Genomic DNA, 24,375 nt, shown 5'->3' on the forward strand with positions numbered 1-24,375 from the left:
CGTGTGAGCTATCTCTAGGCTTGGCTGATCGTCTGCTATTCAGGTTGTTACGCCATGTCTCATCTCCTGCACCAACATACGCCCACGCTATCGGCCATTGATCCTCGTGGTTTGGCGGTCCGCAGCGTGGCCTATCATCGTGACACCTCCCAGGACCTGCCCCGCGCACGTATTGAGCGCCGGGTGTTTGGCAGCCAAGGGAGGTTGCTGGAACAATGGGACCCACGACTGCACGCGCTGAGTGAGTCGGCATCGGCCAGCGTCCGCCCCAATCAGCGCCAGTATTACAGCCTCTCGGGGCAATTGCTGTGTACCGACAGTGTGGACGCCGGCTGGCAGATGTCACTGTTGGGCGGGGGCGGTCAAGTGCTGGAACGCTGGGACGCCCGAGGCTCTCACCAGTGTTATGAGTACGATACCCAGGTGCGCCCCTTGGCCATCTTCGAACAAGCGGCGGATCAGCCGGCGCGGCGTTGTGTCGAGCGCCTGACCTATGCGGCAGCCGCGCCCGCCGAGAGGGCTGGCAACCGTTGTGGTCGACTGATTCGTCATGCGGACCCGGCCGGTGTTTTGTGGATGGGTGGGTACGGGATCGGTGGGAGCGTCATCAAGCAGACTCGACGGTTTCGCATGGATACTCCGACAGTTGACTGGCCGCCGAGCGATGAAACTCAAGCCGAACAGCTAGAGCCCAACGCCTATACCACGACCTGGCGCTACGATGCCTTGGGGGCGCTGTTGGAGCTGATCGACGCCAAGGGCAATCGTCGGCACCAGCGCTATGGGCAACAAGGCTGGCTGCTGGAGGTTGCGCTGACCCTGCGCGGGGGCACGCGCCAAGTGTTGATGAACCAGCGTGTGTACAACGCCAGCGGTCTGGTGGAGTCCGAACGGATGGGCAATGACGTCACCAAGAGGGCGAAATACGCCGCCGAAGATAATCGTTTGTTGCAGCTGACGGTGTATCGCAAGGGCGAGGCCGCCAAGCCTCTACAGGACCTTGTGTACGAGTACGATCCGGTAGGTAACATCCTCAGCCTCAGCGACCAGGCCCAGCCGACTAAATGGCACAGCAATGCTCGCATTGATGCGGTCAGTCGTTACCAGTACGACAGTTTGTACCAGTTAACCCAGGCCAGCGGTCGGGAAAATGCCGGCAACAGAGGTGGTCAGGCAACTGCGGAGCGGGTGACGTTCGGTGCAACCGCCCCCGGACTCTGGCGCAATTACACCCAGCATTACACTTACGATGAGAATGGCAACTTGACACGTCTTCGCCATGTGCCGAGCAGTGGAGCAGGTTATACCCGGGACATGAATGTAGCGGTGGGCAGCAATCGCGCCTTGTCGGTCACTGATGGAGCGCCGCAACCATGGGCAACGATGTTTGATGCCAACGGCAACCAACAAATACTCGGCAGCGGCCAGCAGTTAGGCTGGAACGTAAGTAATCAACTCACCCACGCGACGCAGGTGCGGCGCGCGCAGGGTGATCCTGATGTGGAACGTTACCTCTACGATGGCCAAGGCCAGCGGGCAGCCAAGATCAGAAGCCAGCAGGTCGCTGGCAAACCCCATACACATATCACGTGTTACTTGCCGGGTTTGCACCTGCATGGACAACCTGGCAAGCGCTTGAGTGTGCTGGACATTGATACGGGCGGCGGCCGGGCCACGGTGTTGCAGTGGGAGGCCGGTGGCCCCAGTGATATGAGTGAAGAACAGCTGCAGTTCAGTATCCTTGATCACCTCAATAGCCATTTACTGGAGCTGGACGGGCAAGCGCAGTTGTTGAGCCAGGAACATTATTATCCTTATGGCGCAACGGCGTGGTGGGCTACCAACGGTACGCAGAGGGCTACCTATCAGGTTCGCCGCTACGCGGGTAAGGAGCGCGACGCGACAGGGCTGTATTACTACGGATCGCGGTATTACGCGCCGTGGTTGCAACGATGGATCAGCCCGGACCCTTTGGGTGATGTGGACGGTCTGAATCTGTACGCCATGACGTTGGGCAACCCCCTGCGATTCACGGATGCCGATGGCACGCAAGCGTCGTTTGGCGAGCAATTTCAACCCAGTCGAGGCGACATCATTTTCGGTAAGGGCAGTACCGTGACAAGCTACCGCAGCTTTTGGTCAAAGCTGACGGCACGTGGGGACGCAATGGTCACCTATTTCGGGGCTGAAGAGATGGGCGCGGCGATGGCAAGGTTGAAAAAGGAACTCATCCCTGTGTACGTTGAGTACGGGAAGGGCAGGCTCACCGACGATGAGTTTGAACAACAGCTCCAGGTGCATGGCGCACCGATCGCGCAGCAGTTCTATGACGCCATTAAGTCGAAGTATGCGGGCTGTACGTCGACCGCCGCCAACCGAGCGTTCGCGAAGAAATTCGTGAGTGACTATTCTTCTGGTACCTATTCGTTCGAGAAAACCCTTTTAGACCATGGCATGAGCTTGCGTACGTTCGAGGGCAAGCTGGTCAGTCGCGCCAGTAAGTCAGCGTTGAAAACGCTGACGGACCCTCAGAGTATTCGCCATGTGCATTTTGCGCTTGATCATCTGGATATGGCCAACGTGATCAATAAGACCGAGACCTCTTTCGCGGGTTCGGAGCTGCGCTGGCTTTATCGACATCGATCGCGCGTGCCAGGCCATGTGACGTTCTATCATCAGAAACAACAGGTTGACGCCCCTTGGCGGTCCGACCCTTCCCTTTGGCGTCGCTACAAACCGGTCAGCTCACTATCCCGCTCCAGGGGTTCAATACGGGCGACGCACTGACTGAACGGTTCAGCGTGGCCGCCTTGCAATGGTGAGGTGGCCACGCTGGCCCAGGCTTTACTGTTCAGTCAATGGGGTTACCTGGAGTACTCCCTCCGTGTCGTTTTCATCCTCGTTGACGGTGTACCAGGCCCAATAGGTGGTACGCCGCATGAATCCTCCTGCGGTCAGTGTCTGTGTCGGGCGTCCGAGGGGGTCATAGAACTGTCGGTCGCAGTGGCCCAGTTCGCGCATGGATTGATCGTTGACGTAGGCGTGCTTGTCGGCGAAGTAGGGGCGGTAGACGCGAATGACCAGGCCCTTGTTGTTGTATTCGACACGCTCACTGACGCGCCAGCGGGGGTCGGCTTGCACTTGGCGCAGCTGTTTTTTCAAGGTGCCGGGTGCCTTATCGGGCACCTCATCGACCAGCAGGTTGCCCTTGTCGTCGACCGCATTGGCCAGGCCTGACTCAGTCTTTTGCTTGGTCTGCAAGGTACGACCAAAACCATCCCAACAGGTCAAGGTCATGCGGATCTGTTGGGCGGCATCGTCCGGGTAGCGGTCGGCCTGCAACATGAGCCCATGCACCGGGGTCCGACGGGCGTTGTCGATCAACGCCTTGAGTTGTTTGTCGCTGTCGCTGAGCCCCTGGCGACCGCTACCCTGGCGCGCTCGTGCGCCCAGACGTGCCCTCGCGCCCGCGCGGATATGCCCGCTGGGGAGCAGGTAGGCTTTGGCGACCCACTCTGGCTTGACCAGGGCCAAGTCGACCGCGCCCATCCAACTGAATGGGGCGTAGCAGTGTAGGCGGGCCATGCTCTGCAACACGCTTTGCGCGTGTTCTATGGCAAACCCGGGCGTTACATCCTTGAGCGGGCGGTAGCGCTCCAAGGCGTCGAAACCCACGTTGAGGCTTTGCTCGCGACCGCGAAAGGTGTTGACGAGCATTTGCCCGAAACCGTCATACAGCGCTTCTTGAATATTGCCATTGGGGTCGACAATTTTTGTCGGCAGCAGCAATCGATAGTCGTATTCGGCTTTGGTCACACAACCGTCGGGCATTTTTACACGCACAGTTTGCAACATGTAGGGGTCATGTTTGAGCGTTGTTTCACCGTGGGCCTCGGTGGCCCGCAGCGCCCTTATCCGATAAAACTGGGTGGCCTTGCCATAGCGGGGAAAGTGCCGGCGAATCGACCACAGGCGATTTTCCTTGGGCGGCACCTCGCCGGGGAAGAGAAAAAACAGCTCCATGGGGTGATAGCCGCTGTCGCTGAGCTTTTGCACCAGGTCCACCGCAGGTTGGTTGGGCATCGCCGGTATGTCCTTGTAGACATTTAGGGCCTGGTCATCCAGCTCTGCGCTTTCCAGGTAATCGGTCAAGGCCTGGACAGTGGCGAGGCCCGGCTCCAGGGTTTTACCGAGGCCACCGGCTTGCCGATAGCGTTGCACCGACAAGCTGCTCAGCTCACGCTTGGCACCTGCGGCCAATGGACCGTCGAGGTTGTCGATGAACGCCTCATAGGCGATACGCTTGAGGTCTAACCCGCCAGCCGCTGGGGCCTTGCCCAGCACCAGGGCGTTGTGTCGTTGGCGGTAGGGCAAGGCCAGGCGCCAGTGCGGTGCGTCGTCCAAATGAATGTGCTGTGCCAGCGTTTCGCTCAGGTAATAGAACTGTTGCGCGCTGTCATGGGTATCGTGCCACCAGCGCTTGTGATGCTCGTCGACCAACACGGTGGGCGGTGAGCTGTCAGCGTTTGTACGGCGGGCATAGTGCAGGGTGACGCCGTGCACCAGGTAACCATAGGCATCCCAGCGCAGGTTGATCTGGTGCTGGCACACGGGATCATCTTCCACCCCTTCATATTGATAGCTGATCGACTCCAGGGCTAATGGCAGTAGCCGGGCGTAGGGTGTATGGGCGCTGTTCGGCGCCAGTTCACGGATCAGATAACGCTGTTGCGTGACGGTATAGGGCACTGCGTCTTGCGCCGGGTCCGCCGCTGTCACCTCTACCCGTAGCACGCTGCCGCTGAGTGCGCGCGCCACTTCGCGTGCCAGCGACGGCGCAGGATCGCTGATCAAGTCGTCGTGATGATCCAGCGGCTGCGCCCCGGACGTCGCCTTGTATCGGCTGACCAGCGTGCGTCCCATGGCCTTGGCCTGTGGGTCGTGAGTGCTATGGCCGAGGGTGGGCATGTCGATGGATTGCCCGGTATGAAACCAGGTTTTGGTGCGCACGGGTGCGCTGAAACCCTGGAGGTGTTGTGTGTCTGTGCTGCTTTCGGTGTCGGTTTGCAGCACAAGCCCGAAGCCACGAAATTCGCGGTCCGTGCGGTCGTAATACGCCTGGCGATAGCGCCAGCGTTGGGTCAGTTGGTTGCCGGTAATTTCGTCTCGCTGGGTGTGTTGGCTGACCAGCAGCAGCGCAAAGGGTAATTGGCAGAGAGCAGGCTGGCCGTCGGCGGGGCGCTCACGTTTTTCATCCAGCCATTCCTGGGCACTGCTGCGATACTTGATCGAGGCCTGAGCCCCCATGTTGTTGTCGGTGTGCAGGAGCAGCCAGGGCTTTCGGGTAAAAAAGTCGTAGCGCCAGTGCATGGGGGTCTGGTGGGCGGCGGTCAGGATCAGGCTAGGGCAGCCCAGGCCGGTCACGTCGACGACGTTGACCTGACAGTGGTCGTCATACCGCACGCCCTCGGGCCATGGGATTTTGATCGGCTGTACCTCGAAGCCGTTGCCGCCTTTATTGAGGAAAATACTCAGGTGGTCGGCGCTCAAATACAGCAAGTCCGTAGCGCCACCTCCATTCAGGTCGACCAGCAATACATGGGTTGCCTTGAACATTTCATAACGGAACGGCAGCGTGGCCAACACAAACCCTTGGGCAAAACGTCCTCGACCCAGGTTTGGCCAACATTTCACTTCGTTATGACGTATACGCACCAGATGCTGCTGGCCCGTGGCAAGCACATCGCTGAAGGCCACCAGTTCGTTGGGCGAGGCAGAAATGATCGGCAGGGTATCGTCGAGCGTATGAGACACCTCAATGGCGGGTTCAAAGCCTTTTTTTTGGCGATTGGCATACAGGCGCACGCTACGGGGGCCGATCATGGCAATGTCGGGATGTCCCGTCCCCATCAAGTCGGCGAGTACTCCCTGGGGATGGAAAAACTCCGACGGGAACGCATCGAACGGCGTGAAGGTTGACCAGTTGCGCTGTTCGTCCAGGCTGAAAAAGCCGCTCATTCCCGGGTGGGCAACCAGCCAGTCCAGGCGGCCATCGCCGTCCACATCCGCCAGCGCCTGGTGAATGGGCCGGGCGCTGTCGGCGACCGGTACCCGCGCCAATTCCCGGGCCTCGCCGTAAATCACCTCGTCGCCGGTTTTCGTATGCTGCGGCCGGAGGGGTTCACGGTAGTACCAACTCTTGTCAGCGCGATACAACACACCCGGTAGGCCTTCGCCATACAGATCGACCAGTTGATAACGATCGCTGTCATGCAGACCGCGCAGCGAACTGAAGGGCTGATAGCCGCTCTTGTCCACCTTGAGCTGGCTCGAATGGTAAAAACACTCCAGCGGCGGGCGGCTCACGCTATTGCCCGCGCTGTCGAACGCCTGCTCATGCACTCCCATCAACAGGCTGACATGGCTGGGTGCGCGGTATTCCAGCAGCAGACGGTTGACCAGCACCGGGTCGGCGCCCATTTGCGCTTCCTTGGGGAAGTGGTGAAACATCAGCATCTGGTTGCAACAGCGCAGGGTGCGTAACTCGAAGCCGAACGAAAAATCCGAGCAGGGATCGGGTCGTGCCGGCCATTCCCGCGTGGCCTGGTACGTCGGCCGCTTATCCAGTTCAAGGTCACGTTCGCCATAGTCAAAGAGCAACTGAAAGTGCCAACCCATGTCCGGCTTATCGTCGGTCTGCCAGAGGTAGAGCTGTTCCTGCTCCTTGGCGATGAAGTTGCCGTAGCAGACGCGCTCCAGGTAATGCTGGGCTCGACAGTCCCTCGGGTAGCGCGAGGGGTCGGTTTCTTGTTTGTAGTGATAATAAATGTGCTCGCCGTGGGCATTCAGGCTTTCCTGCAACAACCATTGCGCCACGTGGTGCGGGCGGTCCGGATCGGCAATCCGGGCCAATGGGGTCTTCCCGTAAAAGTGCTGACTGCCATCGGCACTTTGTATCAACCAGAAGCCTGCTGGATCGGTTGCACTATGCCAGTGCTCGATACGGTCGAAGCGGCTCTCGAGCCTGGGAAAGTACCGCGTGACCGTGTAGGCGATGGTCAGTGGCAAATCATTGAACGCGGTCTGGCGACGGCTGACGATTGCCCCTTCGGCGTCGCGCTCGGGTAGCCATATTTGCGCGTCGAGGCCCACTATTACGTCGTGCTCCGTGTAGGCCGGCACGCCATGGGAAGTACGCCGGCTGACGGCAGGCAGGGGCACGCTCCAACCCAATCCGAAGGGACCGTTACCGGCGCCGCTGTGGTAGGTCAGCGACAGGGCTGGCGCATAGCTGCGTGCGGGAGAAACCGGCAAGGGAATCTCAAAGGTGGCCATGCCGCTGGCGCCGACATCGCCCCAGCCTTTGCCGGTGCCTTGAATGGCACCGCCGCCTTTGGGCAGGGCCGGGGTATTGACCTGCAGGTTGAGTGTATCGTCGTTCATGCCCGGCTCCCGTTGGCAGCCGGCACCCTGGCGGTGTAGCGCAGGTGAATGACAATGTCGTTGATTGATTCAAGGACGGCTTTTTGCCGGGCAGGATTGGGGAACTCCAGGATCCAGTTGGAGATGACCCCGGTGTATTCAAATGGCAGGTAACGTGGATCGTTGTCGAAGCTGAGGGTAAACAGGCCGTTATCATCCAGCCCGCGTGACAAGGCGATTTGCTGGTGTGCCCTGAAGTCGTTTTTGGTGATGCCATCAGGCATCTGAATTTTATTACTGGTTTGGGTCAATGTCGCCTTGATGTCTTCATAAGGCCCCAGCGTGGCGGGAAGTGAGACGCTGACGTGCTTGATCCGTCGCAGGGTGTGTCCAGGATAGTCCTCATCCAGTAACGCCTGGGTCAGGGAAAAACCAATCGTGCCGCCGCTTACTAGCCCCGCCTTGTGCTCGGTCCAGGTTTTGGCGGCTTGAGACGCCTGCCCTTTGGTTACGACCGAGCACTCGATCAAGCGATGGCGCAGTGACACGGTTTTGCTGATTTCCAGCTCGCGTGGCGTGTGCTGCAGGTATGCAGTGTTCATTTTTACCAGGTTCAGTTTCAAGTTTTCAGCACTCAACAGTCCTCGGGAGGCGTGGTGCCAGGCTTCACCTTGAAAGAACTGCCGGCTCTCGGCGGTCTCATACTGCCAGCAGGCTTCAGCGGCCAGGCACAGGGAGTGGACGCTGTCATACAGTGCGTAATAGAACGTGCTCAGTTGCGCAGTGAGCCATTGATAAAGCTGTGCCCCTGTAAAGCGCATGCCGAGGAGTTCGTAGGCTGACTTGGCCTGGGCCAATGCGCTGTGGGCGCTGCGCAGTTGCAGGCGAGTGGCTTTTTCCTGCTCGGCATGCACCAGCAGCAGGGCGTCGATCTGGGCCAATTCCAGGCGGGCCTGTTGTTCGGCGTAGGCCCATTCCTGGGCACGACGATTGAATTGCTCGGTGCGTTCCAGCTCGTTACCGTTGGCGCGGGCGGTGTTGGCCTCGCCCTGGGCGAAGGCCTGGTAGGCTTGGAACGCGCCCTCAAAACGCATCCCCCCGAACGACGTACCGAAGATATTGGGCGCGAGCATGGCGGCACCGGCGCCCATGCCGGCAATCGCGACTTTTCTCTCCCAGGCGGCGCTCTCCAGATAGTGTTGGCCGGCCGACATTTCACCGGTGCTGATGCCTTCGCTGAGCTGGTGCGCCAGGAAGTCCAGTCGCCCGTGGACGATTGCGCGGCTGCGACGTAGTGCGTCTTTGTTTTTTTCGTCGATGGCCAGGGCCTGGGTTTGCTGGGTCAACACCAGCTCGGCGAGTTGCCAGGCGTTCTGTTGCTGCACCTCAAGGTAGTGCGCCTGTTCCTTGCGCTCGATCAGCGTGAGTAGCGTGGTGCCGAACTGCGCCAGGCTGTCGACTGCGCTCAAGGCATGCCCCTGCATGACCTGGAACCGGTAGTGACCCACTTCAGGCCGGACCGGTGACAGGGCACTGGCGCCACCCGTGGCGCTCTGTGCGTTTCGCGTCAGCAGGGCCGCGGGGGGCAAGGGGGTCGCAAAGAGGGTTTGGCGCAACGGCTTGCCGGCAATGTCCAGATGATGGCGCAGCCCATGCAGGCGACTTTCCAATGTGTCCCAGCGTGTGACCAGTTGCGTGTTCAACGGGCGGTAAAAGTAGGGGCTGTCCGTGAGCCAGGTACGTTGCCCGGTGGTTTCACATTGCCGGGACAGTAGCGCGGTGTATTCGGGCTGTTGTTCCAACTGGCGTACTGCCGGAGAGTCCGCTTGCGCCAGTGTGCGCAATGTGCGCGAGGTCCAGGCATCGGCACGTGTGATTGTCGGGCGCAGGCCGAGCAGGTTCTGCGCCTGGATGTACCAGAGTTTGGCTTCGGCCAGGCTGTCGGGGCTTACCTGGCGATAGGCCGCATCGCCCCGGTTGATCAGAATATCCACATTGAGGAGGTACAACGCCTTGCGAAGGTAGGTCGGAAAACTGAGAGCCAGGTAATGCGGGCTCTGGGGGTGTTGGCAGGCGTAGCTCAGCTCAACGGTTTTGCTGAGCAACACACTCAGCGCCCCGGCGTCTGTTCGGCGAGGGTCGAACAAGTAGTGCAACCAGGTTTCAGCCTGAGCGTATTGCTGCTGCTGGTTGAAGCAATGTGCGAGGGTCCAAGGCAAATAGATGAACAGCTCCCGCAAACTTTTGCCGTGCGCACCCTGGAAGTCCAGGGGCACGCGTGAGGCGTCAGCCGTCAATGCCGGTTCCGTCCAATCCTCAGGGGACCGTAAAAATAAGGGGTCGAAGCTGAGCAAGGCAGTCTGGATCAATTGACTCGCAACGCTGGTATTGAGTCGGATTGCCGGGATCTTCCGGACGAAGCTTGTGGAAAAATCAATGGATTCGACCGTCTCTCCGGTTGTTTGCTGCTGGCGCATGATGCGGGGGGAATGGGCAGGCTCGTCGACGGTAAGGGATGTGTCGAGGGTGCATTTGACAGCCTTGAGCGCATAGCCGAGGACTTTCACCTCATTCTCTTGACTCTCCAGTGTGATGACGCCATGGATCACCGTGATGGCTGATGCGGTTTGCTCATCGGATAACGTTATCCGTGTACTCGCCAGATGCCCGGTTGCTAATTCTGGGAACGCGCCCGCCAGGCTTTCGTGTTCGACGTCCGTAAAGTTAAGGATTCGGGCGGTGTTGTTATTGATGGCTTGCGGGGTGGGTACGTCTTCCAGTTTGGACTGCATGATGACGTGCTTGTAAAAACGCACCTTGGGCATGGAAGTGTTGACGGACTCAAGCCTCAGGTCATTCATGAAGTGCAGTTTTTTGTTGGCGGCCTCATCACCTGGCAGGGCGTAGCCGCTGTAGCGGTCGAGTATCGCCAGGAAGGGATCCTGATGATGGGTATATAAGTGGAGGAATGCATTTTTGTTGAGAAACTTCCCGGCCAGGGAGTATTCAGTGACGGGCTTAACTTGATTTTGTTGTCCCGGTCTCATGTCCGGCATCGTGTTCATCTGCCCCACAAGGTTCAACAATATGGAGTTTTTGTCATAGATGGCGTTGGAAAAGCTTTTTCCGGTCCTGGGGTTTTTAAAGAACATCGAGTGGTAGGTGGCGCTTCCGACGGGGTGTATCGCGCAGTCGATCCTGATGTTCGAGCCGCTCATGAGTTCAACTTCGAATGAGGTCGGGTCATGCAACGCAGATTTGGTGACCAGGGTAATGCTGAACGCGGAGTACTGGGATGCAAGGGTGATGCTGTAAGTCTGCAGAAAGGGCTGAATGGTTTTCGAGGTGAAGACGAACTCTTTGGTGACCGGATCAAAGCTTGTGGTGGCGGTATCGGCAGCCTCTATATCCTTGCTTCTGAATTCAAAGTCCCACGTCTTCTGGTGTTCGATCTCGAGTGCTTGAGCCGCTAAGGTTACGGTTCTTTTGTCCTGCTCCAGCGCTACGCGTGTCTTGAACTGTAAGTTGTCCTTGTTTATATCGAAAAACAGGCGGAAGTATTGGTGGGCAAACGGAGGGAGTAACACGCTGGAAAATACGTTGCCCGGGTCGGCGCCACCCAACAACGCGGTCTGCAGTGGCGTGTTCTTTGTAGCCTCATAGGCTTCCAGCAACCTGATGGTTTCCTGAGCGACGTCTGAGCCCGGCACGATCTTGTATCGGCCAGGGCTGCCCGCAGAAGCGACGATTTTTATACCCAGTGACTGATCGACGCGGATGGCCTGGAAAAAATCGCCCATTTGGTCGCTGCCATGATTCAGGGTGTTGGCCCTTATTCCCAGGAACAGGGTGTGAGGGGCGCGGCTATCAACCACGGCAACGGTCTGCGTGATGCTGATAAGTTGCGCCGACGTGAGTGCGTTGATGCCCCGCGTAACGCAGTGCTCTTCCAGGCCTGTGTGCGGAAGGCTCCAGGTGCCATCCAGTTTTTTATAGGAAAAACACAGGCGAAACTTCACGAACCGGCTGTTCAGCCACTCAGTCTGGCGTTGTTTTTCGTCGTCGCCGTTGTCCTCGTAGTCGCCATTGCCGTTTCCCTGTGCCTTGAAGGATTGGTAGGGCGCAGGCTTGATGCTCTCGGCCCAAACAATAAACAGCCGATGATTGAACAGGACCGGGCGAATACTGTGATCGGGTGTATCGGCGGAAAACGTCAGGTTGACGGGTTCCCAGTCTGTCCAGGCCAGAGGCGCAGGCGCGTCAGGCTTGCCGGTGGAGCGTTTGGACAGGTCCAGTGAACGCCAATAATAGAGGTTGTCGGTGGCGGACTTGCCGACGAAGTAATAGGTGCTGGTATCCAACTGCGCGACATTGCCGTCAATGTAGCCATTGAGCGTATGAATACTGGCGATCCCTTCGAACCGTGACAAATAGCCTTGTATGGCGTTCTGCACAGTGTTGGGTTGAATTCGATGTTGGTTGAGGTCGTTTTCCAGTTGCTGGAAGCTCTCGCTCTTGTCCTCACGCAGTGTGGGGTCGAGAAAGTTATGCGGGTGATAGCGCAGTTGCTGGCTGGCGCTCCACAGGGGGTACGTGTGCAGGGACTTCTGCCAGGCCAGGCTCTCGTGGGGCGACATGCCCTGGGTCTCATAACCCGGTTCGAGGCCCGAGTGAATCCGGTTGATGTAGTGCTGCAGGCTGGTGATCGCACTGGCGACCGGGCTGGTCGGTACCGCCTGGCTGATCTGAACGTCCAATAGCCAGTAGTCGTACAGGTCGTTGGGGGTGCGCAGCGAGTCTTTAAGCTCGGTGTCGATGCAATGGGCCAGATAGTAGGCGAGCATGGCGTCACGCCAGGCTTCACTGAGGTGCTGGTCGAGGGTCTCAGACATGATCATTCCTTGAGTCTGCTGGTTGAGAGAAAGCCTTTACTGACGTGCGGCGATGATGGCTTCGCCCACGAGCTTCCATTTATTGAAGTCGCTGGCGGTATCCAGCTCGCTGGCGTCGAGCAGCATTTGGCTGGAGAGGCGGGTGATGGTGCAGGCTTGCCGGCAGCGCATGATCCAGTCCAACTGGTCCATGGACTTGACCCTGTGTGTGGGCAAGGTCTCAGTGAGCGCCCGCAGTTCTTTTTCGTCCCACCCCAACCATTGACTTAGCCGGGTATCGAGGGGTTGAGACCCGATGCTGTTGGCGCTCTCGAAATACTCCAATAGGCTGTCCTGTGCCAGGCCATACCTCTCGCAGCAGTCTCTGAAACGCTGCAATAGATAGAGCGTGCCAAGGCTCAGCTCGACCAGTTCTGTGGGGGATTTTTCGCTGTCCAGCCAATGGGGGTTGATCAGTAATTGACGCAGTGACGTGCTGTTAACCGGCAACGGCAACAGCGTGGTGATATCCGGCGCCAGCAGGATCAGGTGGGTGGGCTCAGTGTCCGTTTTTTTGAAATGTAGCCTGTAGTAGCGCTTAAGCTCATTGCTGTAGAGGGCCGGCGCCGGGTTTTCCAAAAACTCTTGGATGCACGCCTCAAGCCCCTTTGGGAGTAAATCGACCCAGCGCTTGAGCGCCGAGTTATCAGCGGCGGGCTCCAGCAGCAATCGCTGGCGCAACTGCGTTACGCTGGTGTCATTGTCCCTGAGCCAGGTGACGGCCCAGTCCAATCGCATGAGCACATCGAGAAAGTCCATCTCGGTGCTTAATGTGGGGTTGGCCAGCTTGCTCCAGGTGGACGGGCCGAGCAGGTCGGCCAGTTGTTTGCAGTGCAAGACAGAAAGGCCGAAAACCTGGGCAATGCGTGCCAGCCGATAGATCCCGGAGTACGTGACCAGGTTCCTGTGGAGAGGGTTGGGGAACGCGTCTGTCAGCAGTTGCAGCGAGTCCGGTGTATCACTCAACGCCAACGCGGCGCAAAGCTGCTGGCGGGTATGCGAATCGAAGGTTTGGTCGTCCAGCGGTAGCGGTCGCCCGGACAATAGTGTGCGATTGAACACCTGATCGAATAAGGCGGGCTCGTTGGCGCTGGCCTGCACGGGTAGGCGATCCAGCCACGCCGAAAATTCCAGCGGCTTGAGCCTGTAGCGCCCACGAAGATAGCGGTAGACCCCCAGTGCGCGCAGGGTGGTGTGGCTTATCTGAAGATCGGCGTTGGCTGTGCCCTCAAGCATCATGGTGCTGACGATCAGCGTATCGAGTTCGGCGAATGGCAGATCGATCCACTTTTGCAGGCGGATCATCCGATGCAGACGGTCGAACCGATCGAGGCTGGTATTGAGTAGTGTCGCTGTTTTCCCGTCGGCGGATTGGCCAACCTCTAGCTTGGGCAGGCGGTCTGTGCCATTGACATAGCGGGCACCATAGGTCAGCAACTGTTTAGACGCCGAGAGGGAGGCATGGGCGGCGAAACTGTTTTGCGCCAGGAGGGCTTGTAACTGGGTAGTGTCCAGCGCCGTACATTTCAGAAAGTCGTCAAGGTTTTCCGGTGCACTGGGTCTGCCAAAGTAGGTTTCAAACAGAGTGCTTCCCGTGACGTGTGGCTGCGTCAACAGTTCTTGCTGTTGGGGATTCAGTTCGCTTAGCAGGCATTGCACGTCATTGTTGCGCGCTTTGACCGTGCCATACCGTGTGCTGCCGGCATCGTCAAACGGCAGCCGCTTGCTGATTCGATAATTCAATTCACCCAAGGCGTGCTGGGTTCCCGACAGTCCCAGGCGGCATTGAAGGTGATGATGGTGGTAAGGCAGTGTCAAGGGGTAGCGTTGCTTGCTGAGCAGCGCGCGCACCTTCTCCTGCGGGTGATGGAGTTTGATCTGTTTGCGCAACATGTCATCGATCAGCGTCAGCAGCGGGCGCTGGGCAAAGGTCGTGTCGTGGTCAATCGGTAAATTTTTCAGCTCTGGGCGCCGTTGGCTCAAGAGGATTTTGGTTTTCGTTCCCTTGCCGTTTTTTTCAAGCTGAGTTGCAAAAAGAAACAGTGCTCGCAGGTAGGCGACAGGCGAATCGATAGCGGCGATGGCATCGGGGTGGCAGGCATTGCCCCAGTCCTCATTGAGCAGGCTGGGCGCGCTCGGCTCAAGGTCGCGTTTGCTACGGGCATGAGGGGTGTTCAATGGTTGTTGGTCGTACAGCCATTGCAACTGAGTGGTGTAGGAGCATGCGTTTTTATAAGCCTGGGCGCCGTCGTCATCATTGTACTGGGCCAGTCGACGGATGAACTCGGCCTCGGGCAGCTCGACGATGTCGAAGACGCTGGTGAAGCGGAGCAGATCCATGGCAGTGGTGAAGTCGACCTTCCCAACACTTGGAGTAACGGGCTGTTCCACCAGCCTGGCCAATAACGAACGGTTTAAGGTGTCCATGTCATCGATCTTCCTGTGAGCCCAAAGGTGGATCCACTGGGCGACGCAAGACGCTATCACGCAGGTGGCTCGGGCCGAGGTCAGCCAAAGGCGTGAGCGTGTCAGGGAAATATCGTTAACGGAGTGTCGATGCGGTGGCGTCGCGGTTTTGCTAGAATGCGCGCCGCGCGACGTGGTTCGCGTTTTTAGCATCCGGTTCACCCCTTACGAGGGTAGCCACCTGGAGAGAACACCCATGACTCAACCGATTGTCGTGGCGGCACTGTATAAGTTCGTCACCCTCGAAGATTACGTCGCCCTGCGCGAGCCACTGCTGCAGGCGATGGTCGACAACGGCATCAAAGGCACCTTGCTGATCGCCGAAGAAGGCATCAACGGCACCGTTTCCGGCAGCCGCGAAGGCATTGACGGCCTGATGGCCTGGCTGAAGAACGACCCGCGCATGGTCGACATCGACCACAAAGAGTCCTACTGCGACGACCAGCCGTTCTACCGCACCAAGGTCAAGCTCAAGAAAGAGATCGTGACCCTGGGCGTCGAAGGCGTCGATCCGAACAAGAAAGTCGGTACCTATGTCGACCCGAAGGACTGGAACGCGCTGATCAGCGACCCAGAGGTGCTGTTGATCGACACCCGTAACGACTACGAAGTGTCCATCGGCACCTTTGAAGGCGCGATCGATCCGAAAACCACCAGTTTTCGCGAATTTCCCGACTACATCAAAGCCAACTTCGATCCGGCCAAGCACAAGAAAGTCGCCATGTTCTGCACCGGCGGCATTCGCTGCGAGAAAGCGTCGAGCTACATGCTCAGCGAAGGCTTCGACGAGGTCTATCACCTCAAGGGTGGCATCCTGAAGTACCTCGAAGAGGTGCCGCAGGAAGAAACCAAGTGGCAGGGCGACTGCTTTGTTTTCGATAATCGCGTGACCGTGCGCCACGACTTGAGCGAAGGCGACTACGATCAATGTCATGCCTGCCGCACACCCGTCAGTGTCGACGACCGCGCCTCCGAGCATTATGTGGCGGGCATCAGTTGCCCGCATTGCTGGGATAAGCTGCCGGAGAAGACCCGTCGCAGTGCGATCGACCGGCAGAAGCAGATCGAGCTGGCCAAGGCCCGCAACCTGCCGCACCCGATTGGCTTCAACTACAAGCAAACTCCTTCCGAGGCCTGAGCCATGTCCGCGCGCCTGCTCTATGTAATGGACCCGATGTGTTCCTGGTGCTGGGGCTTTGCCCCGGTGGCCAAAGCGTTGGTGGAGCAGGCCCAGGCGGCCGGTGTGGAGCTGCACCTGGTGGTGGGCGGCTTGCGTACCGGCAGTGGCGCGGCACTGGAGCCGACCACCCGGCGCTACATTCTGGAGCATTGGCAGGCGGTCACTGACGCTACCGGCCAGCCGTTCAAACGTGAAGGCGCGTTGCCCGACGGTTTTGTGTATGACACGGAGCCGGCGTGCCGGGCAATTGTCACCGCCCGCAGCCTGGCGCCGGATTGCGCCTGGAAGCTGCTGGGGCTGATCCAGCGTGCGTTCTATGTCGAAGGCCGCGACGTGACCCTCGCCAGCGTGTTGGTGGAACTCGCCGAGCAGGCGGGGATCCCGCGTATCGAGTTCGCCGGCGAATTCGACCGCGCCGAGCAGCATGCGGCCACGGCGGCCGATTTCACCTGGGTGCAGGACCTGGGCATCGCCGGTTTCCCGACGCTGCTGGCCGAGCGTAATGGTCAACTGGCCTTGCTGACCAACGGTTACCAGCCGCTGTCCGAGCTGTCGCCTTTGCTGGGCCGATGGCTGGAGCGAGCCACCTGTGCATGAACCCGCCCAGCGCACCGATCGCCTGACCTGGGCGGAAATTCGCCGCCTGGCCCTGCGTCACAAGAAATCCCTGTGGATCGCCAACGGCGTCGCCGTGCTGGCGACCCTGTGCAGCGTACCGATCCCCTTGCTGTTGCCCCTGCTGGTGGATGAAGTACTGCTGGGCCACGGCGACGCAGCCCTCAACGTGATGAACCACGCGCTGCCGCTGGGCTGGCAGAAAGCGGCCGGTTATATCGGGCTGATGCTGCTGGTGACCCTGTTCCTGCGCTGCGGCGCATTGGTGTTCAACGTGGTGCAGGCGCGGCTGTTTGCGCGGCTGGCCAAGGACATCGTGTACCGCATCCGCGTGCGCCTGATCGAGCGGCTCAAGCGTATTTCCCTGGGCGAGTATGAAAGCCTGGGCAGCGGCACGGTCACCACGCACCTGGTCACCGACCTCGACACGCTGGACAAATTCGTCGGCGAAACACTGAGCCGGTTCCTGGTGGCCATGCTCACGCTGGTGGGCACTTCGGCGATCCTGGTGTGGATGCATTGGCAACTGGCGCTGCTGATCCTGCTGTTCAATCCGCTGGTGATCTATGCCACGGTGCAGTTGGGCAAGCGCGTCAAACACCTGAAGAAGCTGGAAAACGACAGCACTTCACGTTTTACCCAGGCCCTGACTGAAACCCTGGACGCGATCCAGGAAGTCCGCGCTGGCAATCGCCAGGGGTTCTTCCTGGGGCGTCTGGGCCAGCGTGCCCAGGAAGTGCGCGACTACGCGATCCATTCCCAGTGGAAAACCGACGCCTCCAGCCGCGCCAGTGGTTTGCTGTTCCAGTTCGGCATCGACATCTTTCGCGCAGCGGCCATGCTCACCGTGCTGTTCTCCGACCTGTCCATCGGCCAGATGCTCGCGGTGTTCAGTTACCTGTGGTTCATGATTGGCCCGGTGGAACAGTTGCTGAATCTGCAATACGCGTACTACGCGGCGGGCGGGGCGCTGACGCGGATCAATGAGTTGCTGGCGCGTGCTGATGAGCCGCAATACGCCGGGGGCGAAGACCCATTCGTTGGGCGTGAGACCGTCGGCATCGAAGTGCGTGGACTCAATTTCGGTTATGGCGAAGACCTGGTGCTTGACCAGTTGAACCTGGCCATCGCCCCCGGCGAGAAGGTGGCAATCGTCGGCGCCAGCGGTGGTGGCAAAAGTACCTTGGTGCAACTCTTGCTCGGCCTCTACACGCCCCAGGCCGGGACCATCCGTTTTGGTGGTGCCACCCAGCAGGAAATCGGCCTGGAGACGATTCGCGAAAATGTCGCCGTGGTGCTGCAACACCCTGCATTGTTCAATGACACCGTGCGCGCCAACCTGACCATGGGCCGTGAGCGCAGTGACCAGGCGTGCTGGCAGGCACTGGAAATCGCCCAACTGGATGCTACCGTCAAGTCACTGCCCTTGGGCTTGGACAGTGTGGTGGGGCGTTCCGGCGTGCGGTTTTCCGGCGGGCAGCGTCAGCGCCTGGCGATTGCGCGGATGGTGTTGGCCGAGCCGAAGGTCGTGATCCTCGACGAAGCGACTTCCGCCTTGGACGCCGCCACCGAGTACAACCTGCATCAGGCGCTCGCACGCTTCCTGAGCGGGCGTACTACACTGATCATTGCCCACCGCCTGTCGGCGGTTAAGCAGGCAGATCGAGTATTGGTGTTCGACGGCGGTCATATTGCCGAGGACGGTGATCATCAGCAATTGATTGCCGATGGCGGCTTGTACGCCAAACTCTATGGACACTTGCAACAAGTGCGTTGATTTAGCCTGGGCTGAGCTATCGGAAGCGGATATTCGCGTGCGTATCCAGCAGTGCATGTGCAAGGGACTTCATGAAGCAAAAGCGGACTCTCGGAACGCCAAAACTGTTGGGCATCGTCTGGCCCTTTATCGCCGTTGTACTGTTCCAGGCATTGTTGGGCTGCGTCAGTCTCTACGTGCTTTCGGCAGTGCGTGGCTATGTGGCCGGTGAAAGCCTGTGGTCCAAAGGCCAGAAGGACGCCATCTATTACTTGACGCTGTACGCCGATAGCCGCGACGAAACCACTTACCTCAAATATCAGCAGGCCATTGCCGTGCCTCAGGGCGGCCACGAACTGCGCACTGCCCTGGACCGTCCTACCCCTGACCTGAGCGCCGCACGCCTGGGTATTCTCAAGGGCGGCAACCACCCGGATGACGTGTCCAACCTGATCTGGCTGTACCTCAACTTTCGTCATTTCAGCTACCTGGAAAAAGCCATCGAGTTGTGGGCAGTGGGCGATGGCTACCTGATGCAACTGGATGACCTCGCCCGTGAAATGCACGGCGCGATCACCCGTGATCAGGTCAGCGCCAACGACGTACGCCAGTGGAAAGCACATATCGTTGGCATCAACGAAGGTGTGACGCCGGCTGCCAAGGCGTTCAGTGATGCGTTGGGCGAAGGCTCGCGGATGATCCTGCGGTTGCTGCTGATCACCAACCTGGCCACGGCCCTGGGGCTGATCGTGCTGGCACTGTTGCGCACCCATAAGCTGCTGACCCAGCGCCACGCGTTTGCCGACGCCCTGCAACAAGAGAAAGAGCGTGCGCAGATCACGTTGGAGTCGATTGGCGACGGGGTGATCACCACCGATGTCGACGGCGCCATCACCTACATGAACCCGGCGGCCGAAGCGCTGACCCACTGGAATTCGGCCCAGGCTCAAGGTCTGCCCCTGGCTGCGCTGTTCAACCTGCTGGATGACAATGCGCAACCAGACGGCTTTACCCTGATCGAACATATCGTCAAGGGCCAACTCAGCGGCGGCAGCGAGCATTCCAAAACCATCCAGCGCCTGGATGGCAGCACGGTCTCGGTGACGCTGGTGGGCGCGCCGATCCGCAGCACCGGCAAGGTCACGGGGGCGGTGCTGGTGTTGCATGACATGACCCAGGAGCGGCAATACATCGCCAACCTGTCCTGGCAGGCGACCCACGATGCCCTGACCGGCCTGGCCAACCGTCGCGAATTCGAATTCCGCCTGGAACAGGTACTGCATCCCACCGCCCAGCAGAATGGCGGGCGCCATGCATTGATGTTCCTAGACCTCGACCAGTTCAAGCTGGTCAACGACACCTGCGGCCACGCGGCGGGGGACGAGTTGCTGCGGCATATCTGTGCGCTGCTGCAGTCGGACCTGCGCGAAGGCGACACCCTGGCGCGGTTGGGCGGAGATGAATTCGGCATCCTGCTGGAAAACTGCCCGGCGGCGGTGGCAGAAAAGATTGCCGAGAGCCTGCGCCACACCGTGCAAAACCTGCACTTTGTGTGGAAGGGCCGGCCGTTCATGACCACCGTCAGCATTGGCCTAGTGCACCTGGGGCACACCCCGACCACCTTGGAAACCTCACTGCGCGCCGCTGACATGGCGTGCTACATGGCCAAGGAAAAGGGCCGCAACCGCGTGCAGGTGTACCACGCCGACGACTCGGAACTGTCGCTGCGCTTTGGCGAAATGGCCTGGGTGCAGCGCCTGCACATGGCGTTGGAAGAGAACCGGTTCTGCCTGTACGCCCAGGAAATCTCGCCCCTCGGGCAGACCAATGGTGGCGATGGGCATATTGAGATCCTACTGCGGCTGCACGACGAGGCCGGACGCATCATCCTGCCCGACAGCTTTATCCCCGCCGCCGAGCGTTACGGTCTGATGACGTCACTGGACCGCTGGGTGGTGGAAAATGTGTTCAAGATCATCAACCGGTGCATGCAGGAGCGGCCGGGTCTTCCCATGGCCATGTGTGCGATCAACCTGTCAGGCATCACCATTGGGGATGATGACTTCCTCGGTTTTTTACGTGAGAAGTTTCATACATACACTATTCCGCCGGGCATGATCTGTTTCGAAATAACCGAAACCAGTGCTATTGCAAACTTGGGTAGTGCGATCCGCTTTATTAATGAACTCAAAGCCTTAGGTTGTCATTTCTCGCTGGATGACTTTTGTGCCGGAATGTCCTCATTCGCCTATCTCAAACATTTACCTGTAGACTTCCTGAAGATCGATGGAAGTTTCGTAAAGGATATGCTGGACGACCCGATTAACCGCGCGATGGTCGAAGTGATCAACCACATCGGCCACGTCATGGGTAAGCGCACAATTGCTGAATTTGTCGAGACACCGCAAATCGAACAGGCATTACTCGAAATTGGTGTGGATTACGCTCAGGGCTACCTGATTGAACGACCGCAATTGTTTACCTTTGATAGCTTGCAGTGTCGACCTGTGCGGCCGCAGCCTCTGTTATTCAAGGCGCCCGGCACATTCCGCTGAAACATTTGCTGGTCTGTACAATCACACTTAAAAAGGAGCCTTAACAGTGATCGACACCTTCATCAGAACCGGCCCGCTTATGGAAGCCTCCAGTTATCCGGCCTGGGCTCAGAAACTGATCCTGGACTGTAGCGAGAGCAAGCGCCGCGTTGTCGAACACGAACTGTACCAGCGCATGCGCGACAACTCGCTCAGTGCCAAGACCATGCGCCATTACCTGATTGGTGGCTGGCCTGTGGTGGAACAGTTTGCCTTGTACATGGCACAGAACCTCACCAAGACCAAATTTGCCCGCCATCCTGGGGAGGATATGGCGCGCCGCTGGCTGATGCGCAATATTCGTGTGGAACTCAACCACGCCGACTATTGGGTGCATTGGTCCCGTGCCCACGGGGTCAGCCTGGAGGACCTGCAGGCCCAGAACGTGCCGCCGGAGTTGCATGCGCTGAGCCATTGGTGCTGGCACACCAGCTCCGCCGATTCGCTGATCGTGGCCATTGCCGCGACCAACTATGCGATCGAAGGGGCTACCGGGGAATGGTCCGCCGTGGTGTGTTCGACCGGCGTCTATGCGGCGGCTTTCCCCGAGGAAGAGCGCAAGCGTGCGATGAAGTGGCTGAAGATGCACGCCCAGTATGACGATGCGCACCCATGGGAAGCGCTGGAAATCATCTGCACCCTGGCCGGGATGAACCCGTCCAAGGAATTGCAGACGGAGCTGCGCCAAGCCGTGTGCAAGAGCTACGACTACATGTACCTGTTCCTGGAAAGCTGCATGCGTCTGGAGAAAGAAAAAGCTCCGGCCGTGGTGCGCGAGCGCCAGGCGCGGGTCGTCAGCGAAGCGTGATGTAACGGTGATGGCGGGGGCTTACCCCGCCATCGCCAGGCGGTTACGCCCTTCGCGCTTGGCCACGTACAAGGCGCTGTCGGCCCGACGCAGCAGGCTTTCGGCGGACTCAGCGGCCAGCAAGGTCGAGCAACCCAGGCTCACCGTCAATTCAATCCGCGTGTCATCCGCCCAGTAATCCTGGGTCTGTGCCGCCTGGCGCAGGCGTTCGCCAACCATCGCCGCCGCATCGCGACCCGTGTTGGACAGTAGGATCAGAAACTCTTCCCCGCCAAACCGGAACACCATGTCCACATTGCGCAACTGGCCTTTGATCGCCGCGGCGACGGCGCGCAGCACGTTATCGCCAGTGGCGTGGCCGTGGGTGTCGTTGATGGTCTTGAAGTGGTCGATGTCCAGCATCAGCAAGGACAGCGGGTTGAGGTGCCTGCGCGCCATGTCGATTTCCCGTTGCAGGGTTTGGTCCATGGCGATGCGGTTGCCGGTCTCGGTCAGCGGGTCGCGCAAGGCACTGCGGGTGGCGGCGCGGTAGAGCAGGGCGTTACGCATCGGGTAGAGCAGGGTGGCCAGCAGGGATTCGAGTTGGCCGAGTTCTTCTTCCGCCAGGCGCTGGTTGCGACGAAAGATCAGCTCGCCCAGGTGCTCGCCTTCATGGCTCAGGCTGTAACTCACAGAATGGTGGCCACGATGGCCGAACTCCAGGCGCAAATCGCTGGCTTGATGGCGGTATTGCAAGGCGTCCAAGGGCACCAGGCGCTGGATCTCACGGAAGAACACCCCGAGGATGCGCTCCGGCTCCAGGCTGGTTTGCAATTGCAGGCCCAGTTGCTGGCGAAGTTGGGCAAGGGTGGTGGGGCGACGTGGTACGAGAGATGGTTGACCAAACCCCAGGCGTTGCAATTTGGCAGTATCGAAGTCAATTGCGTTGGTCTGGGTGGGTGTTTTCATAAACGATCGGCCTCTAAGCACTTGGCTGTCTTACAGGCTCAATGAGAGTGGCGAGTGCCAAGCGTCTTACTGTTCCTTCAGTTCCGTAAAACATAGGTAACAGTCTAGACCGCTTTGCAATGGGTTATAACCCCTGGGCACTGCCGCACGTCTTGTCATCGCCTTACCTGCTAGAACAGAGTTAGAGCGAGATTCATGCCAGAGAGGTTCAACTTAATAAAAAGTCTTATAAATCAATCGACTGTTTTTACCGCCAAAAACAGTCGCTGAAGGATGACGCCAGTTAATTGGCAACTCGGCGGTGGTCTTGAAGTTTCTGTGGTTCGCACTGTTTATCGCGAATAAACAACGCCGGAATGACACCACAGATAAAATAAGCGCCGCCCATCACCCGCACACCACTGCCCATGGCGCCATGGGACGCCAGACGGCCGCCGGCACCACCGTCTTGCCGCCAGGCCCGCGGGGATCGTCGAGCAGCAGGGTTAAACCAAGGTGGAGCGATCGATCTGCGCGATGGAGGTCACACCGGTGAGGGTCATGGCCACGCGCATTTCCTTGGCGAAGATGTCCAGCAGGTTTTCCACGCCGTGCTGGCCGTCGGCGGCCAGCGCATAGGCAGTCGCGCGACCCAGCAGGCAGGCCTTGGCGCCCAGGGCCAGCATGCGTACCACGTCCAGCCCGGAACGGATGCCGGAATCCACCAGCACCGTGAGGTCATCGCCCACGGCATCGGCAATCGGAGGCAGGGCCTTGGCGGTGGACAGCACGCCGTCCAGCTGGCGACCACCATGGTTGGAGACCACGATGCCATCGGCGCCGAAACTCACCGCGTCCTTGGCGTCCTGGGGGTCGAGGATACCTTTGATGATCATCGGGCCTTTCCAGAATTCGCGGATCCACTCCAGGTCTTTCCAACTGATGGAGGCGTCGAAATTGTTCGCCAGCCAGCCGATGTAATCTTCCAAGTGAGTGGGTTTGCCCAGGTATTTGGAGATATTGCCCAGATCATGGGGGCGCCCCATCAACCCCACATCAAAGGCCCATTGCGGCTTGGTGACGGCTTGCAGCATGCGCCGTTGTGCCGCGAACGGCCCGGACATGCCCGAGTGCGCATCGCGATAACGCGCGCCGGGCGTTGGCATGTCCACGGTAAATACCAGTGTGGTGACGCCCGCGGCTTGCGCGCGCTCCAGCGCGTTGCGCATGAAGCCACGGTCCTTGAGCACATACAGCTGGAACCAGATCGCCTGCGCGCTTTGCGACGCCACCTCTTCAATCGGGCACACCGACACCGTCGACAGGCAGAACGGAATGCCCTTGTTTGCCGCCGCCTTGGCCGCTTGCACTTCGCCACGTCGTGCGTACATGCCAGTCAGGCCCACCGGGCTGAGGATCACCGGCATGTCCAGTTCCTGGCCGAACAGCGTGGTCTTCAGGCTCAGGTTGTCCACGTTGCGCAGGATGCGCTGTCGCAGGCTGATCTCGGCCAGGTCCGAACTGTTCGCGCGCAGCGTGTGTTCGGCGTAGGCGCCGCCGTCGATGTAATCGAACAGGAAACGCGGCAGCTTGCGCTTGGCGGCGGCGCGGTAGTCGGAGGCGGAGGAGATAATCATTATTAGGGGCTCCACAAGGCAAGGTGCAGGCAGGATAGG

11 protein-coding genes are annotated in these 24,375 nt (G+C 59.3%); 6 read left to right on the plus strand and 5 right to left on the minus strand.

Annotated elements, in window-relative coordinates:
• Nucleotides 1-54 precede the first annotated feature (54 nt).
• On the plus strand, nucleotides 55-2,787 hold the full coding sequence (locus tag AB4O08_RS21400) for an RHS repeat-associated core domain-containing protein (protein WP_460114330.1): 2,733 nt from the start codon (nucleotides 55-57) through the stop codon (nucleotides 2,785-2,787).
• A gap of 57 nt (nucleotides 2,788-2,844) precedes the next feature.
• On the opposite strand, the gene AB4O08_RS21405 is transcribed toward AB4O08_RS21400, so the two are convergent.
• Genes AB4O08_RS21405 through AB4O08_RS21415 form a run of 3 tightly spaced genes read right to left on the minus strand, consistent with a single transcriptional unit; the run spans nucleotide 2,845 to nucleotide 14,780 of the window.
• Nucleotides 2,845-7,443 carry a SpvB/TcaC N-terminal domain-containing protein gene (locus AB4O08_RS21405; protein ID WP_460114331.1) on the minus strand — a complete coding sequence of 1,533 codons (4,599 nt, stop codon included), beginning with the start codon at nucleotides 7,441-7,443 and terminating at the stop codon, nucleotides 2,845-2,847.
• Entirely contained in the window at nucleotides 7,440-12,314 is a 4,875-nt protein-coding gene (locus AB4O08_RS21410) for a Tc toxin subunit A-related protein (RefSeq protein ID WP_460114332.1), read from the minus strand. Before AB4O08_RS21410 ends, AB4O08_RS21405 begins: the two co-directional genes overlap by 4 nt.
• A 36-nt stretch (nucleotides 12,315-12,350) precedes the next feature.
• Nucleotides 12,351-14,780, minus strand: coding sequence for a Tc toxin subunit A (locus AB4O08_RS21415; RefSeq protein WP_460114333.1), 2,430 nt, complete (start codon nucleotides 14,778-14,780; stop codon nucleotides 12,351-12,353).
• A 235-nt stretch (nucleotides 14,781-15,015) separates the two neighbouring features.
• Between AB4O08_RS21415 and trhO the strand changes: the two genes are divergently transcribed.
• From trhO to AB4O08_RS21440, 5 genes are all read left to right on the plus strand, one after another.
• A complete protein-coding gene (trhO, locus tag AB4O08_RS21420) occupies nucleotides 15,016-15,957 on the plus strand; it encodes an oxygen-dependent tRNA uridine(34) hydroxylase TrhO (protein ID WP_010208911.1) in 942 nt (313 codons plus the stop codon).
• Between the two features lie 36 nt (nucleotides 15,958-15,993).
• Nucleotides 15,994-16,596, plus strand: a complete 603-nt coding sequence (locus AB4O08_RS21425; RefSeq protein ID WP_175439633.1) for a DsbA family protein — start codon at nucleotides 15,994-15,996, stop codon at nucleotides 16,594-16,596.
• Nucleotides 16,589-18,391, plus strand: coding sequence for an ABC transporter ATP-binding protein (locus tag AB4O08_RS21430; protein WP_021490789.1), 1,803 nt, complete (start codon nucleotides 16,589-16,591; stop codon nucleotides 18,389-18,391). The genes AB4O08_RS21425 and AB4O08_RS21430 overlap by 8 nt, the downstream gene beginning before the upstream one ends.
• Nucleotides 18,392-18,462: 71 nt before the next feature.
• A complete protein-coding gene (locus tag AB4O08_RS21435) occupies nucleotides 18,463-20,925 on the plus strand; it encodes an EAL domain-containing protein (protein WP_021490788.1) in 2,463 nt (820 codons plus the stop codon).
• A gap of 79 nt (nucleotides 20,926-21,004) precedes the next feature.
• A complete protein-coding gene (locus AB4O08_RS21440; RefSeq protein WP_197999029.1) occupies nucleotides 21,005-21,772 on the plus strand; it encodes a TenA family transcriptional regulator in 768 nt (255 codons plus the stop codon).
• 21 nt (nucleotides 21,773-21,793) lie between these two features.
• Here AB4O08_RS21440 and AB4O08_RS21445 read toward each other — a convergent pair whose 3' ends face one another.
• The gene (locus AB4O08_RS21445; RefSeq protein ID WP_106119554.1) at nucleotides 21,794-22,720 is read right to left on the minus strand and encodes a GGDEF domain-containing protein; all 927 of its coding nucleotides are present in this window, start codon (nucleotides 22,718-22,720) and stop codon (nucleotides 21,794-21,796) included.
• 485 nt (nucleotides 22,721-23,205) lie between these two features.
• A complete protein-coding gene (gene lldD, locus AB4O08_RS21450; protein ID WP_010208917.1) occupies nucleotides 23,206-24,336 on the minus strand; it encodes an FMN-dependent L-lactate dehydrogenase LldD in 1,131 nt (376 codons plus the stop codon).
• Between the last annotated feature and the right edge of the window lie 39 nt (nucleotides 24,337-24,375).

Source organism: Pseudomonas sp. H3_E07, assembly GCF_054668895.1.